The 16,408-nt window shown below is 39.7% G+C and carries 16 protein-coding genes; 5 read left to right on the top strand and 11 right to left on the bottom strand.

Translation table 11 applies throughout. The annotated features are described in order from the left end of the window. Positions 1-184: 184 nt before the first annotated feature. The 4 genes from BM102_RS04375 to BM102_RS04360 all read left to right on the top strand — a co-directional run bounded on the left by BM102_RS04375 (position 185) and on the right by BM102_RS04360 (position 3,598). Positions 185-2,062: an OPT family oligopeptide transporter gene (locus BM102_RS04375; RefSeq protein WP_090479284.1), complete on the top strand. Its 1,878-nt coding sequence runs from the start codon at positions 185-187 to the stop codon at positions 2,060-2,062. Then, the gene (locus BM102_RS04370; protein WP_090479281.1) at positions 2,052-2,396 is read left to right on the top strand and encodes a PqqD family protein; all 345 of its coding nucleotides are present in this window, start codon (positions 2,052-2,054) and stop codon (positions 2,394-2,396) included. Before BM102_RS04375 ends, BM102_RS04370 begins: the two co-directional genes overlap by 11 nt. Positions 2,397-2,593: 197 nt before the next feature. Next, positions 2,594-2,992, top strand: a complete 399-nt coding sequence (locus BM102_RS04365) for a Fur family transcriptional regulator (protein ID WP_044937094.1) — start codon at positions 2,594-2,596, stop codon at positions 2,990-2,992. Positions 2,993-3,010: 18 nt separating this feature from the next. After that, positions 3,011-3,598, top strand: a complete 588-nt coding sequence (locus BM102_RS04360) for an NADH peroxidase (RefSeq protein ID WP_033153398.1) — start codon at positions 3,011-3,013, stop codon at positions 3,596-3,598. Positions 3,599-3,756: 158 nt separating this feature from the next. Here BM102_RS04360 and BM102_RS04355 read toward each other — a convergent pair whose 3' ends face one another. Beyond that, positions 3,757-4,119 carry a hypothetical protein gene (locus BM102_RS04355; RefSeq protein WP_090479276.1) on the bottom strand — a complete coding sequence of 121 codons (363 nt, stop codon included), beginning with the start codon at positions 4,117-4,119 and terminating at the stop codon, positions 3,757-3,759. 226 nt (positions 4,120-4,345) lie between these two features. Here BM102_RS04355 and BM102_RS04350 point away from each other — a divergent pair, with 226 nt between their 5' ends. Continuing rightward, positions 4,346-6,166, top strand: a complete 1,821-nt coding sequence (locus BM102_RS04350; protein ID WP_090479273.1) for a methyl-accepting chemotaxis protein — start codon at positions 4,346-4,348, stop codon at positions 6,164-6,166. Here BM102_RS04350 and BM102_RS04345 read toward each other — a convergent pair. The 10 genes from BM102_RS04345 to BM102_RS04300 all read right to left on the bottom strand — a co-directional run bounded on the left by BM102_RS04345 (position 6,114) and on the right by BM102_RS04300 (position 16,364). Continuing rightward, entirely contained in the window at positions 6,114-7,454 is a 1,341-nt protein-coding gene (locus BM102_RS04345) for an MATE family efflux transporter (protein ID WP_090479270.1), read from the bottom strand. The genes BM102_RS04350 and BM102_RS04345 overlap by 53 nt on opposite strands. Further along, entirely contained in the window at positions 7,432-7,902 is a 471-nt protein-coding gene (locus BM102_RS04340; protein ID WP_090479267.1) for a J domain-containing protein, read from the bottom strand. Before BM102_RS04340 ends, BM102_RS04345 begins: the two co-directional genes overlap by 23 nt. Positions 7,903-7,906: 4 nt before the next feature. Beyond that, positions 7,907-9,112 carry a bifunctional folylpolyglutamate synthase/dihydrofolate synthase gene (locus tag BM102_RS04335; protein WP_090479264.1) on the bottom strand — a complete coding sequence of 402 codons (1,206 nt, stop codon included), beginning with the start codon at positions 9,110-9,112 and terminating at the stop codon, positions 7,907-7,909. Between the two features lie 5 nt (positions 9,113-9,117). Continuing rightward, the gene (locus tag BM102_RS04330; RefSeq protein ID WP_090479261.1) at positions 9,118-9,954 is read right to left on the bottom strand and encodes a DegV family protein; all 837 of its coding nucleotides are present in this window, start codon (positions 9,952-9,954) and stop codon (positions 9,118-9,120) included. A 99-nt stretch (positions 9,955-10,053) separates the two neighbouring features. Next, on the bottom strand, positions 10,054-11,259 hold the full coding sequence (locus BM102_RS04325) for a transglutaminase domain-containing protein (protein WP_090479259.1): 1,206 nt from the start codon (positions 11,257-11,259) through the stop codon (positions 10,054-10,056). Positions 11,260-11,397: 138 nt separating this feature from the next. Further along, entirely contained in the window at positions 11,398-11,601 is a 204-nt protein-coding gene (locus BM102_RS04320) for a cold-shock protein (RefSeq protein WP_028235478.1), read from the bottom strand. Positions 11,602-11,772: 171 nt separating this feature from the next. Then, positions 11,773-13,275: an ATP-dependent Clp protease ATP-binding subunit ClpX gene (gene clpX, locus BM102_RS04315; RefSeq protein ID WP_090479256.1), complete on the bottom strand. Its 1,503-nt coding sequence runs from the start codon at positions 13,273-13,275 to the stop codon at positions 11,773-11,775. Positions 13,276-13,284: 9 nt separating this feature from the next. Beyond that, the gene (locus BM102_RS04310) at positions 13,285-14,256 is read right to left on the bottom strand and encodes an alpha/beta hydrolase (RefSeq protein WP_090479253.1); all 972 of its coding nucleotides are present in this window, start codon (positions 14,254-14,256) and stop codon (positions 13,285-13,287) included. A 1-nt stretch (position 14,257) separates the two neighbouring features. Continuing rightward, complete coding sequence (locus tag BM102_RS04305; protein ID WP_090479645.1) at positions 14,258-14,998, bottom strand: glycerophosphodiester phosphodiesterase; 741 nt, start codon at positions 14,996-14,998, stop codon at positions 14,258-14,260. 34 nt (positions 14,999-15,032) lie between these two features. Next, entirely contained in the window at positions 15,033-16,364 is a 1,332-nt protein-coding gene (locus BM102_RS04300) for an MFS transporter (protein ID WP_090479250.1), read from the bottom strand. Positions 16,365-16,408: the final 44 nt, after the last annotated feature.

Here is a 16,408-nt window from a genome sequence, read left to right as displayed (position 1 = left end):
CACAACTCAGTTTTGTCTATAGGCATTTTGTGAACAATTGATGAACTTTTTAGCCTAAAACGTTTAAGTTTCAAGGTTTACCGGTTGCACTTTAGTGCTTTAATACTTTAATACATCAATTTGCATCCACTTTAAAGTGAATATATAATGTAAAAACTGTTGTTATTAAAGGAGACAAAATATTATGAATCAGGAATTTAAACCTTACGTTCCTGCTGACAAGGTAACTCCAGAGATGACTCCTACATCTATTATTATGGGTCTTCTTCTTGCTGTAATCTTCGGTGCAGCGAACGCTTACTTGGGACTTAGAGTTGGTATGACAGTTTCAGCTTCTATCCCAGCAGCTGTTATTTCTATGGCTGTAATCCGTGTTATATTAAAGAAGGATTCAATCCTTGAAAGTAACATGGTTCAGACTATCGGTTCAGCCGGTGAGTCACTTGCTGCAGGTGCAATCTTTACAATGCCTGCACTTTTCCTTTGGGCAAAGGAAGGCGTTATGGAAACACCTTCACTTGTTACAATTACTGTAATCGCTTTATTTGGTGGTTTACTTGGAGTATTCTTCATGGTTCCACTTCGTAGCGCACTTATCGTTCAGGAGCACGGTGTTCTCCCTTATCCAGAAGGAACTGCTTGTGCAGAGGTTCTTCTTGCTGGTGAAGAGGGTGGTTCTTCAGCTAAATCAGTTTTCATTGGTATGGGAATTGGTGCTGTAGTAAAGCTTCTTGTAGATGGTTTTTATGCTATCCAGGGTGTAGTTACACTCAAGCTTGACGCTTTAAAGACAGAACTTTCTGCAGAAGTTTATCCAGCTCTTGTTTCTGTTGGTTATATCTGCGGTGCTCGTATTTCAGCTTACATGTTCGCCGGTGGTGTAATCGGATGGTTCGTTCTCATCCCAGCAATCGTTACATTTGGTGGCGACATCGTTATGTATCCAGCTAGCGTTTCTGTTGCAGAGCTTTATGCTACTGGCGGTGCTTCAGCTATCTGGGCAAGCTACATTAAGTATATCGGTGCAGGTGCCGTTGCTTCTGCTGGTATTATCAGCCTTATCAAGACACTTCCACTTATCGTTAAGACATTTATGGATTCAATCAAGAGCATTAAAAATGCTGGTGCTACAACAAACGAAAGAACAGCTCTTGATATGGATATCAGATTTGTACTTGGTGCTATCGTAGTACTCATCATTGCTATCTGGCTTGTACCTGCTGTACCAGTTTCATTGCTTGGTGCTATCATCATCGTAGTATTCGGTTTCTTCTTCAGTGCCGTTTCTTCACGTATGGTTGGTCTTGTAGGTAGCTCAAACAACCCTGTTTCAGGTATGACAATTGCTACTATCCTTATCGCTACAATCTGCTTAAAGGTTGCTGGTGATACAGGCGCTCACGGTATGCAGGGTGCTATCGCAATCGGTTCTATCATTTGTATCGCAGCTTGTATGGCTGGTGATACATCACAGGATCTTAAGACAGGTTACATTCTTGGTGCTACACCTAAGAAGCAGCAGTACGGTGAAATCATGGGTACTATCGCAGCTGCTCTTGCAATCGGTGGTGTTATGATTCTTCTTAACTCTGCTTACGGTTTCGGTACAGACGCTCTTGCAGCTCCACAGGCTACAATGATGAAGATGATTATCGAAGGTGTTATGAATGGAAACCTTCCATGGGCACTTATCTTTATCGGTGCATTTATCTCAATCGCTGTTGAGATTCTTGGTATCGGTGCACTTCCAGTTGCTATCGGTCTTTACCTTCCACTTGAGCTTTCAGCTACAATCATGCTTGGTGGTCTTGTAAGACTTTTCACAGACAAGAAGCGCGCAGCAAAGAACGAAAACGGAAAGGGTATCCTCTTCTGCTCAGGTCTTATTGCTGGTGAAGGTATCGTCGGTGTATTACTTGCAATATTCGCTGTAACAGGCCTTCTTGATAAGATGAACCTTTCATCTGTTATTCCATCAGGAAACGTTCAGGCCTTCATCCTTTTAGCTCTTGTAGTTGCTGCAGTTTGGTATGCTGCTAAGGGAAAGAAAAATGAAAAATAATAAATCAGACAACTTTTTAGATTATGTATTCGAAATAAAAAATGGACTTACCTGGACTACAGATGAATCTGGTGAGGTTATAGTTGATATGGAAAACACAGGCATTACAAATCGTATTGCTCAAAAGTTTTTACATAAGCCAGCTATCTCCCATATTCATCTCGAAGGAATGGGTAGCTACATTTTCACTTGTATTGATGGCAAGAAATCTGTTTACGAAATTGGACAGCTTGTCAAAGAAAAGTACGGTGAAGAAGCTGAGCCACTTTATGAGCGCCTTAGCGTATACATGAACAATCTAAAAAATGTAGGATATATTACACTTAAAGCATAAAGAAATCCCGAATCCATTTGGATTCGGGATTATTTTTTTATTCTATTGAGAGCTCAAGGAATTTTAGACTAACTAAAATTAGTTTTGTAAAATAGTAATTATTACTATTTTAATATTGACTTTCAGTTTGTAAATGATATTATATAGATAATCATTATTGATTTTGCCAATGTAGTTTTAAAAGGCAGGTGCATTTTATGAATTATAGTAGACAACGAGAATCCATAAAAGAATATTTAATGTCTACCAAGGAACACCCTACAGCAGATGTTATTTATCAGCACGTTAGGGAGGAAAATCCAAAAATCAGTCTTGGAACGGTTTATAGAAATCTCACTCTTCTCGTGGATTTAGGAGAAGTAAGAAAGATTTCAACTGGCGATGGAACCGACCACTTCGATGCTGACACTTCAGCTCACAGCCACTACTTCTGTAGATGCTGTCACAGACTGATGGATGTGGATGTTACTCCTAGTGTAGACCAAATTCTTGCAGCATCTAGCGCCGGAATTGGCACAGTTGAGCAGGCCTCACTTTTATTTACAGGCATTTGCAAGGACTGTGTAATTAATAATGAAACAAATAACAATGGTTAATGTGAAAGGAGTCTAATTATGGCAAAGTATGTTTGTTCTGTATGCGGTTATGTTTATGAAGGTGAGAATCCACCAGAGGAGTGCCCTATCTGCCATGCAAAGAGCGATAAGTTTAAGAAGGTTGAAGGCGAGCTTACACTTGCTGCTGAGCACGAATTTGGCGTATATGCGTCTACAGTAAAAAATAATCCAGAGATTTCTGATGAAGATAAGAAATATATTTTCGAGCAGCTCAAGTCTAACTTCGAGGGCGAGTGCTCAGAGGTTGGTATGTACCTTTGCATGGCTCGTGTAGCTCATAGAGAAGGTTATCCTGAAATTGGTTTATATTGGGAAAAGGCTGCTTTTGAAGAAGCTGAACATGCAGCTAAGTTTGCAGAATTGCTTGGTTCTGACTTAGAAGTTAATATGACAGATTCTACAAAGAAGAATCTTGCTTGGCGTGTAGATTGTGAATACGGCGCTACATCTGGTAAGTTTGATCTTGCAAAATGTGCAAAGAAGAACAACCTTGATGCAATCCATGACACAGTACACGAGATGGCTCGCGACGAAGCTCGCCACGGTAAGGCACTCGAAGGCTTACTCAAGCGCTACTTTGGATAATATCGGCTAGCCGATAGAATACAAAAAACAGCCTGTTACGGCTACAAGCCTACTGATTTCTCCGCTCGATGGAATATCTCGCTTGAGAAATAGTAGAGCTTGTTGCCTACAGGCTGTTTTATTTTACACTGTGTGTACCTTACCTACCGTTCACACGGTTATGAATAAAGACGACGTACGTTGCTTTCCACAATGTTGTCAGCTTTGATTGTAAAATCTCCGTTAAGGAAAGATTCGAGCTGTCCCTTAGTGTTGATTGCCTTGCCATTTACTAAAATGATAAATGGCTTCTGACCATCTGAGTTAAGAGTCATTCTGTAATCAACTCTGTCTAATGCATACTCAATGCTCATTTCGTATGAATCAAAATAGCATCTAGCATTTCCTAATGTATGATCTGATGTAATCCAGTACTCCTCAACCAAATTAATCTCTGGCTCAACCTGAGTCATCTTTATAAATTTTTCATTACTCTCTTCACGAAGTAATTTGTACTCTTTATTAAGTGTTGTAAGTTCCATATTTCACCTCACAATAAAACCTAGTCAAAATATATCATTACTAAACCTAGAGCACTTTATCATGATTATTGTTATATGTCAACAATTTTTTCACATAATTTTTGTGAATATAACCTATTTTCTAAAAAAGGTTATAAAATGCAACAAAAATATCGAAAAACATAGTAAAATGGAGCTACTCACTAGATTATTGTATACATAATTATGAGAAGGAGATTAATGTATTATGGAAAAAAAGTCTAGGGCTGGATTCAGCCTAAATGCACTATTGCTCACAATGGTGCTTCCCCTTATTGTTGCTTTATTAATCAGTAATCTTGTAAGCGGATACCGCCAGTCAGAAATCATGCTTCAAGATGAAAAGGTTTATTTTGACACCTTATATTCAATAAGCAACCTTCTTACAAATGCGGATCGTGATTTTTACCAGGCACAGTTAGCAGGAACTCAATACAACGCTTATGAACGCTACGTAGATAACGCTACTGCGCAGCGCTACCTTGATGAGGTAGAGGAAAACAATGCGGAAGTTTTAGAGCGTGTAAATGAGGCTGTAGAGCTTGCCAAGACAAATGACTATCTGTGGAATCAGGTAACATCTGAAAACGGCAACACAATGTCTACTCTCTACGATGATTTCAACACTAACTACGCTCTATGGGAAAAGGACTATGACTTTGTTACAGGCCAGGGCGATTTCATTACTTGGATTAATCACTTTTCAGCAGCCCGCAATGCTCTATCTGAAATGAGCGATATTGTTGAGCTTTGGGCTGAGCAGGAAAGAGAATATAACCATACAAATGCTACTATAGCAATCCTTATAACACTTGGTGTATTTGTCGTGATTTCACTCATACTTTTACTCTTCTCAATTTTCATAATCATGACTATTAATAAAAACCTTAAGAACATTAGAGCTTCTGTTGATATAATCTCTGGCGGTGATTTTGTCACAAAGATACGTCCAAACTCATTTATTCGTGATTTCAACGCCATCGGCAACTCACTTGAGTCAATGCGCCACGATTTGAGAAATGCTCTTGTAAGAGTTATTAACCATGCTCAGGATGTTAATTCAAAAGCTGAAATTGCAAAAGACAACCTTTCCGCTTCTCAGCAGACAACAAACAACATCAATTCTGCTGTTTATGATATTGCAGAAAGTGCTACAGCTATGGCACAGGATGTTAGCAATGCTTCTGCTATCACAATGGAAATTGGCGAAGCTGTTGATAAAGTTCTTGAATCAGCAAATAGCAACCTTGAAAACGGCCAGATGGTATATGACAAGTCTTCTAAGTTAAAAGAGATGCTTGAGCAGATAAAGATTCAGGATCAAAATACAGATACAGTTGCTAGCGAGGTTTCAGATTCTGTTGGTGAGACTGCAAACGTTGTATCCCAGATTTCTGCTGCTGCAGAGGGTATCATCAACATTTCAAGCCAGACAAACCTTCTAGCCCTTAATGCTTCTATCGAAGCAGCACGCGCAGGAGAAGCCGGTCGTGGATTTGCAGTTGTTGCAGATAACATCAAGAACCTGGCAGAGGAAACAAATACACTTGCAGGTGAAATTACAGGCATGTTATCAACAATTACACACTATTCTGAGAACAATAAACAGCTTGCTGAAGAAATAAAAGCAGCAACCACTACTGAGGCCGCTGCTCTTGAAGAAATGAGCGTATCATTTGATGAAATGCTTAACCTGCTTCAGGAAACCGAAGTTGGCAATAATCAGATTGTTGAGCTTGTAAAGAATGTGGATGATGGTAAGAATAATATTCTTCAGTCTGTAGATTCTCTATCTTCTATTTCACAGGAGAATGCAGCATCTACCGAAGAAACCAGTGCATCACTATCACAGCTTGATGAATCAATGACAGCTGTTGTAGAACAAGCAAATGAGCTCCAGGCAATTGCTGAAGCTCTTACTGAAAACGTACGATTCTTCCAGGTGGAATTACCAGCAGAAGAAATCAAAGTTACAACTATTCAGAGAAATGATCGACCTGTTTCCAAAGGCGAGGAAGCGGCAGTGTAAGCAAGGTTGCCTTGATTACATTGTCAGCAATCATACAAGTCCAAACATAAACCAGTCCCTGGTTGAAGAAATGAATTCCGAGGTATGTGGCAAGTATTCTAACAAGCCACATACCTCCAAATTCTATTACGAATGGATACTTGGTTTTGCCAAGTCCATAATAAATACCTTCTGAGATTACATACATTCCGTAGAAAGGTTCGCTGAATGCGACCATCTTGAGAACTGTAGAGCCCAGTGCAATAACGCTGGCATCTGTAGTGAAAAATCCCATCAATGTTTCTGCAAAAATGAATAGCAAAACACCGCTGAGCGTCATAACTGCAAGGGTACAAACTATACTGCTGACGCACACAGCATGATACTTTTCGTGGTTCTGCTCGCCATAGGCAATTCCAACCATAGTATTTGCTGCGGATTTGAAGCCATATCCACCTATATAGAACAGCTCCTCTGCACCAACTGCAATACTGTGTGCCGCAAAGATGATTGTACCCATGTGTGATACTAATCCTGCAAAAACAACATAGCCTGATGTTGATGCAACATTTATTAGCAAAATTGGAAGAGATAGCTTCCACATCTTCTGAGTAGTCTCTTTGTCTTCCTCGAAAAGATTTCCCTTAAATGACAACAACGGATTCTTGAAGAACACGATTAATGTGAGGATTCCGCCTAAGGCTGCTGATATACAGGTAGCATAGGCAGCTCCATCTACTCCAAGTCCTAGCATGTATATGAATATATAATCCAACACAAGGTTTACAGCATTAATAGAAATGCTGATAACCATTGGTGTCTTTGTGTCTTTTGTGGCTCTGATTGCAGATGCCAAAATGTACTGTACCGACTTTAAAATTACTGGTACTGATATCCAGAAAAAGTATCGTGTAGCTGCAGGCCTAATTGCCTCTTCTGCCCCCATCCAGGTGGCAACAAATGGAGATAGCGCAAGGCAGATAACCTCTAACACAGCACCTACTCCAAGAGCAAATACTAAGCTTCGCTTGGCCACAAGCTTTATCTTATGCTCTTCACCTGCTCCAATCGCCTGTGCAATAAGTGTCATTGCAGCAACACCAAAAGCATATGGCATACTGCCTACTAACCATGTGATTGTGGTAGAGGTAGACACAGCTGCTGTAGCATTGGCGCCGAGACGGCCTACCACGGCAGTATCAACATATTGCATAAGTACAGATAGAATCTGCTCTAGCATAGTTGGTAAAGCTACCACCACTACCGACCAAAATATACTTTCTTTTTTATTCTTTATTACTTCCTTCATCTTTTCCTAAACCATTAGCCCATACCATGGACTGTATTGCTCGTGCAACGCGGATAGCATCTATGGCATCCATTGCACGTTTATAATCTTCATCCTGTTTCTTTACCTTTGTAGAGAATTCCTTCTGCTTTTGCTCGAATTCCTCTGCCTTGCGCTGCTTTTGCCTAGCAGCTTTCTTTTGGAATGCTGCATAATCTGCATTGCTAGCTGTTGAGCGTTTGCTTGTCTTACCAAGGACTTTGCTGTGAACAAGAGCCTTGCCATCATTGTCTGCCTGAAGGTACTTGTACGCCTCTACGATTTTGTTGTAGGCAGTAGTATCTGCACTTCCAGTGGCATCAGGATGGAATCTCTTGACCAAATCCTTATATGCATTTTTTATCTGAGCCTCTGTAGCGTTTGGAGCCAATCCAAGCTGCTGTAACGCCTCTTGTCTAGTTCGAAACATATTCTCATCCTTTCATGCCAAGCACTTCACCTATAAAATACAACGAACCAAATGCAACAACCTTTTCATCCTGCGACAGGGCCTGATTTAAGGCATCCTGATAGGAATCACAGGATTTTGCATCTATACCAAGCTCTCCTATTGCATCAGCCAATTCCTTGGCCTGTAAAGCCCTATCTGACTCAACCGTAACTGTATAAATCCTTTGGGCAATAGGAGCCATGATTTTTGCCATAGACAAATAATCCTTGTCTGCCATTACTGCCATTATAAATGATATTTTTTCCTTTGGAAATTCTGTACGCAAGCTTTCATATAAAGCCTGAACTCCAGATGGGTTATGAGCTCCATCCACCATTATAAAAGGCTGTTCAGATATGATTTGCATCCTTCCAGGCCAAACTGCTTTTGCAAGTCCTGAATCAATGTTCTGATTATTAATAGCCAACCCAAGGCTTTTTACAGTCTCTATTGCTACCGCAGCGTTTTTTCTCTGATAATTTCCAAATAGTCCTAGCTTTTTATCCTTCGAAACTTCTCCTGCCAAAGTGTATTGGCATCCCAGTTCTTTACACTTATTTATTATAACTTCACTGGCTTCATCAGGCATCTCACCGATAACAACAGGCACCCCTGTTTTAATGATACCCGCCTTCTCACCTGCAATTTCTCCAAGTGTATTCCCCAGGTACTGAGTATGTTCCAAACCAATAGAAGTGATTGCACAAACCTCTGGCTTTACACTCAATCCATTAGTCGAATCTTTTGCTCCACCAAGTCCCGTTTCTAGCACCACATATTTGACATTTTGCTCTTTAAAATAAAGCATTGCCATGGCTAACCAGTAGTCAAACATAGTTGGTTCTAGATTCAACTCCAGTGATAACAGGCGTTCACCCAGTCTTGCAACATCTTCTCTAGAAATCTGCTTTCCATCAATCTGAATTCGCTCTGTGTACTCAATAAGATGAGGTGATGTGAACAAACCTACCTTAAAATGATCCTTAGATGCAAAAGAAGCAGCCTGTAAGATACTACTCACAAAAGCTGCTACTGAACCTTTGCCATTGGTTCCAGCAATGTGAATGATATGTAAATCCTTTTCAGGATAATCCAGAACTTTCATTAGCTCCTTTGTTACATCTCTTCCACATGCTTTGCCAAATCGGCGTTTATTATCAATTGTATAAACTATTTCTTCGTATGTCATTGCAATTAAATGACCATTATCAAGCCTCCGTCATTGGCATACATGCTGCTGACGCCGCGTGTATCAACAATGAAGATTTCCTTGAACTTAGCCATAGACTCCATTTTTTCCTTTAATGATAAAGCACGCTCTAAACAGTTGCAATGAGATATTGCAAGAATCTTTTCCTCGCAATTTTCTGTAACGTCTACAAGACACTGGCCCATTTTATCCAAGGCCTTTACCATGCCTCTGGCCTGACCAAGCTGCTGAATGCTGCCCTCGTCAGTAGAACCCATAACAGGCTTGATATTTAATGTGCCGGCAATAGCTGCCTTAAGATTAGAAAGACGACCTGCCTTTCTAAGAGTTTCAAGTGTCTCAAGAACGAAGAATGTATGCTGCCCTGCAATGTATTCTTCAACTGTTTTTACTACCTCTTCAAAGGACATTCCTTTGTTTTCACACTCAGCGATCTTAAGACCGATAAGTGTTTCACCGATAGAAGCTGACTTTGAATCAAATACGTATATCTGCTTTGACTCATCATCTTCTTCGTATAAGTCCTTTGCTAAGCATGCACTATTATATGAACCAGATAATTGTGCTGAAAGTGTAACTACGTAGATTCGCTCTGCGTCGCACTCCATCTCTACCATATAGGCATTTGGTGAAGGGCAGGCTGATTTAGGAGATGTGCTGCATTCTGCAACTGCTTTAAGAAATGATGCCTGATTAAAACTCTCGTCATCGATGATTTGCTGGTCTCCTACCTCCAGAGTGAGAGGGACGTTAACAAAATGTCCATCCTCCTGCATTTCTTTTGTTAACTCTCCACAACTATCAATAATAACTCTATACATGGTATACAATTCCTCCGTGGTACTTATTATAGCACCCCTATTGTTCCACGTAAATAGTTTTTATTAATTCAACATGTAGTTTTTAAAACCACATGTGTATTATCTCCATTTTATTGTTATTACATTTGAGTTTTCATCCAACAAATAATATACGGACTCAAGCTCCTGTATATAGTCGGAAATATGCTTCTCATCAAAGAAATAGCTCTGCACTCTAGTATATAAATCGGAATTGCTAAACTTTAATGATATCTCTTCATCTCCGGCACTATATGACGCTGCCAGACGATTACCTATAGAATCAACGCCAAACCAATCATAATAAAGGCCTTTTTTCACGAAATAATTATCAACATTAGATAAACATTCTGGGACCTCAAATGAGGATGTAATAACATGATTTTGGCTTATTTCCTCGGTAGTCATAGCAAGGTAAGCATAGTTTATTCTTTTTGATGTGTCATTGTTGTCGTCAAGGTACTTGCTATTTCCCCATGTAACGTCCATATAGTAATATGCATCATCTAAATAAACCAAATTCCATGCATGGCTTTCATTATTGGCTGTTCCTGTGACTATGGTGCTCTTAATGTCAAGCTGATCCAACAGATACCAAGCTGCATCTGCATATCCCTGGCACACAGTGGATTGATATATAAATACGCTTAGGATATTCTGATTTTCCTGACTATCAGCGTCATAATCTACTTTTTCTATCAATGTTTCAAATACATAAAGAGCCTTATCAAAATCGCTAGCTTCTGGATTAATTCCATACAGCCAATCAGCCACAACAGAATCTATCTTCACCTGATAGATGTCCCTCTGCTCCTGATTCATGGTGTACTTAGGCTCAAATTCCAGCCCTAAGATATTGCTACCAGATGCATAAGTGTTGTACTGATAGCCACTTATCCAAAACAGATTACCGTAGTCCGCCATCACTCCCTCATAGGCCTTGGCTAGCACATCTTTATCCTTTGTAGAAAGAGTGACCTTGTCCTTGTAGTTTATGATGCAATCATATATCTGATCGTAGGTTTCTTGCTCCTCTTCTGACAAAGTCTGGTATACATATCTGTCATATGATACAGATTCCACAATGACTGGCTCTCCAATCATTGCTTCCATTGATTCTCCGTTATACCATTCAACTAAATCCGAAACACTTCTAACGCTGGTAAGTCCCTCTAAATCAAAGTCCTCTTTGGTAAAGCTGAGAAATAAACAAACTGCAATAAACAGACCTGTCATTATCAACAACGCAGCTATTAAATTAACAATAGTGTGTATAAACCTTTTCAAACTTTCTCCTTAAAAAAACAAGGCAGCGTAATTTCTTACACTGCCTCTCCCCTTAATCTTTTTTGTATTGCCTTAAAGCTTGTTTTTCATAACATAACCAAAGGTATCCGAAAAATAGATTAATGATTAAAAAATTGATTAACGTACAACTGTTACGTTAACAGCCTGTGGTCCCTTTGCCCCATCAGTTACTTCATACTCAACTGTAGCACCTTCTTCGAGAGTCTTGAATCCCTCTGAGTTGATGCCGCTGAAGTGAACGAATACATCGTTTCCAGCTTCGTCTGAGATAAATCCGTAGCCCTTTGAATTGTTGAACCACTTAACTGTACCTTTGCTCATGCTAAAGTACCTCCAATATATTACTTGCCGAGCTTTGCTCGACTAAACTTAGTTTAACAGAACACTTATTCAAAGTAAAGAAAATGTCCGAATATTTTGAACAAATTTTTATTTTCGTTACTTAATGCCTGTTAACACCAAATAATACCGGAGTTACATAACAGTAAGTTCTTAATTAGCAGCTGCTTTTTCAGGTATCATTCCTGTTGTCCTAACCAGGATTCTAGGACCGCCTTTTTTCTCGATATAATCCTCAGTAATGATTACCTGACCGATATTATCATCCTTTGGAATCTCATACATGATATCCAGCATGAATTCCTCTATGATAGAGCGAAGACCTCTCGCTCCAAGCTTTTTATCAAGAGCTTTTCTTGCAATGGCATGAAGAGCCTCATCTTCGAAATCAAGCTTAACCTCATCAAGCTCAAGAAGCTTCTGGTACTGCTTGATAATTGCGTTCTTTGGCTCCTTAAGGATGCGAACAAGCATATCCTCATCGAGCATCTCTGTAGCAAATACGATTGGAAGACGTCCGATAAATTCTGGAATCATACCGAACTCTCTTAAATCCTCCACTGTAACCTTTTGAAGGATATTTTTGTCATCGTCATATTTATCCTTAAGATCTGCCATAAATCCCATAGATGAATGCTTATTAAGACGGGCCTTGATAATTTCATCCATAGCTGGGAAAGCGCCACCGCAAATAAATAGAATGTTACGTGTGTTGATTGTAGTGGTAGGCACCATAGCATTCTTGCTTGAAGCTCCGATAGGTACTTCAACATCTGCACCTTCAAGAAGCTTGAGCATTCCCTGCTGTACAGACTCGCCACTTACATCACGCTGATTTGTATTTTTCTTTTTTGCAAGCTTATCAATCTCATCGATGAAAATGATTCCCTGCTGACAACGCTCAACATCGTTTCCGGCTGCTGCAAGAAGCTTGCTAACTACTGATTCGATATCATCGCCAATATAACCTGCTTCTGTAAGAGATGTGGCATCTGTAATAGCAAGAGGCACATCCAAAAGTCTTGCTAATGTACGAACAAGATATGTCTTTCCTGAACCTGTAGGTCCAAGCATAAGCATATTTGACTTCTCGATTTCAATATCATCCATTGTGCCTGTAGCCACACGCTTGTAATGGTTATAAACAGCAACAGACATAACCTTTTTTGCATAATCCTGACCGACCACATACTCATCAAGCATAGCCTTGATTTTGTGAGGTGGGATGATGTTGTTGATGTCGATTGCTGGTGCTGGTCTATCCTCTGCCTTTTGGCCTGCAGCGCCGTGTGCGTTCTTGACCTTTGGTCCCTCGCCAAAGAGGCTTCCAAGATTCAAAAAGCTGATATTGGGAATCTTGTTCATATCAACATTGCTCTTTGAATTGTCTCCTCCGCCGAAACCAAATCCACCCATAGAATCGAATGTGTGCTGCATACAATCGCGGCATACGCTCATTCCTGGTGCCATTTTGATTAATGGGCCTGCAATATTGTCAGGTCTGTGGCAGATATAGCAGAACTCGGTAGGCTTATCCTCGTGGTCTGCCTTATCCCTTTTTATTTCCTGACCTGTAACTTCCTCTATAACCTCGTCTGAGATATCCGTTGTAGAATTCTCATCTGGGTCAAATTCTCTAAAATCTTTATCTGACATTGCTAACTCCTATTCTAAACCCTGCATAAAACTAAATACTTCGTTGTAATACTCAAGGATAATGTCATCTGTTGCATTAAATATTTCATGTTTGCTACCTTCGAATCTTTTAAGCTGACAGTTCTGTGCCCGCTTTGCAAATTCGTTTTGAGCCTCTGGCATTACCAAGGTATCCATCGCTGCTTGCATTATTATAACAGGAATTTTTACTAGGCTTGCGTTTTTTAGAATTTTTTTAGAAACATTAAATGCTTCTCTGGACCAACCAAAGGTGCATCCGTTTGTACGATAATGCTTCTCTCTTTCTCTCTCCTCGTATTGGAATGTATATCTCGCCTTTGATAAAGCTGAACATCTCGGATATTTGAAGGTGTGATCATAATCATGATACCCCGGCAAATATCTCTTTTTTAAGAAAGGTATGTACGATAGCAGAGCTAACATCTTAACAATTACCTTGCTGGTATCACCAGTAGAAAGCTCTATCATAGGTGATGAAAGAATAGCCTTTTTAAAAACATCTGGGTATTGCTCTAAGTATAATGCACCTATTCCTCCGCCCATTGAATGGGCCAATAGAATAAGACGCTCAGTAACACTTTCCGGCCTAACTATCTTTTCAATGAATTCATTAAAATCTGAAATGTAATCCTGAAAACTATTTACGTGGATTTTGTAGTATCCATCCACTTCTCTATCAGAAAGACCATGTCCTCTATGGTCCAAAATGAACACAGAATACCCCATCTGATAGAAGTAATATAGCATCTCAGAGTACTTGGTTGTGAATTCGCAGTAGCCATGTGAAATAACGATTGATGCCTTTTCATCTGGGCGCACCAGCATTGCATAGTGCAACTTCAAACCATCTTTATTCTCAAAGTACCCTTCTTTTGTTTTATCCTTTAGAAAAGGAAGGACTTTGCCCTTCATAGTGTTGGCAAAATCCTGTTCCTTAATAAATATATCTTCAAATTTCATTTTAGCCCCAATTGTAGCTGTTTACTATTTCTAATGCCTTGTCTGGATAGTTTGTGATGATTCCATCCAATCCCATTTCGCATGCCATGTGCATATACTGCTTAGAATTTACAGTCCATGTGTTGATTTTCAATCCAAGCTCATGACATCTCTGTACGTAATTAGGATACTGTACATTATAAAGAGCTGGGTGCAATGCTTCCACACCATGTTCCTTACCATATTCTGGCATGTTTAAAGTACCATCCATATAGAGGAATCCTGTCCTGGCAGTAGGATCAAGCTCCTTTATTTTCATAACACTATAGTGATTGAAGGATGAATAGATTACTCTGTCTTCCATGCCAAATTCCTTAGTCATGGCAAGAATATCTGCCTCTATCCCCTCATAAAAAACGATTCCGGTTTTAAGCTCAATATTGATGATTAGATTAGTTGGCTTAATGAGCTCGAACACTTCTCTCATGGTAGGAATAGGAGCTTCCTTGCACTCTGGATGAGTAGCATTGTAATTAAATTTTCTAAGCTCCTCCAAAGTGAAATCCTTAACGTCTCCCTTACCATTAGAAGTTCTATCTATTTTTTCATCATGAATGACAACAAGCTGTCCATCCTTTGTTTTGTGTATATCAAGCTCTATTCCATCTGCCCCCATTCTAACCGCCTCTTTGAAGGCAGGAATAGTGTTCTCAGGGAAATAGCCACTGGCTCCCCTGTGAGCAAATACTAATGGTTTATTCATTGGTTTATTACCTCTTTTCCTTGCTTTTGTAACATCAATCCATATCTTCAAAAGCTTCCAAGCCGCGTTTAGCCTCCACATTTCCATCTCCATGTTTTACAAACATCATTGTGATAAATGCCAATATTGCAAATACGGTAGCATATGGGAAAAGTGTGATATATCCCACATGTAAGAGCAGCCATCCTGCAACAATAGGTGTTACGATTTGGGCTGCCATTGAGAATGTGTAGTAGTATCCTGTAAATTTTCCGATATCTGAACCCTTACACATTTCTACAACCATTGGAAGTGAATTTACATTGATAAACGCCCAACCTATACCTACACATGCAAAAAGAACATAAAGCAGTGGCGAAAAGCTTGGGTGAATCAGTGTAAACATGAAACCTGCAAAAAAACTTCCTCCCAGGATTACGATTCCAAGAAGAATTGTTTTCTTTCTGCCTATTTTAGATGCCACAATACCTGATGGTATAAAGAAAACAATAGCACCTGCTGTAGCTACAAGAAGACATAACGAAGCATCTCCAAGAGCCATATCCCACATTCTGACAGCGTATGTTGTAAACCATGTCTCCATGCCATTGTATGCGATGAACCATAACGCTACTGAAATAAGTAAAAATACTAATGAACGCTTTACCTCTGTAGGAAGCACTTCATTTCCAGATTCATCCTCTATAGTGAACACTTCCTCTGGATGAAGAAGCTCATAGTTTTCTACCTGTTTGTTAAGTGCCACCTCATCTACAGTGATCATTACGATGCAAAGAGACACAAGCATGATTCCTGCTACTACTGCAAAAACCAACATGTAATTTACGTGCTCCAAATCCTTTATCTTTGAAGCAGGATATAGCACTGCTGCAACACCAAGATAGATGATTCCTCCGATGGCCCCCATCAGATTAATGATAGCATTGGCCCTTGAACGAAATGGCTTGATAGTGCAATCTGCCATAAGAGCAACAGCTGGGCTACGATATGTGCCCATTGCCACAAGAAGTGCACCAAGTATTCCAATGAACAAAATCTCTTTTTCAATTGTTGGATTAGCAAAGTAGCTGTTATCAACAATTGGAAGCAGCATCATAAGAATAACTGCTGCAATAGTTCCAAAAAGAATGAATGGCTTACGCTTGCCCATCTTACTTTTGCACTTATCTGATATAGCACCAAACATTGGTAGTAAGAAAAGTGCAAGCACATTATCCATAGCCATAATCACCCCTGATATGGTCTCATTAAGATGAAATGTGCCTGTAAGCACAAGTGGAATCAGTGCATTATACATCTGCCAAAATGCGCAAATCGAAAGAAATGCAAACCCCATTTGCACCGTCTTCTTAACATCTAATTTCATTATTTAATTCCCCCCTATAATACGCTGATTACGATAACAAGCCT

Source organism: Pseudobutyrivibrio sp. JW11 (genome assembly GCF_900115355.1).
GTDB classification, from domain to species: Bacteria; Bacillota; Clostridia; order Lachnospirales; family Lachnospiraceae; genus Pseudobutyrivibrio; species Pseudobutyrivibrio ruminis.
Note: the sequence above shows the minus strand (reverse complement) of the source record. Positions and strands in the feature narration are given on the sequence as shown.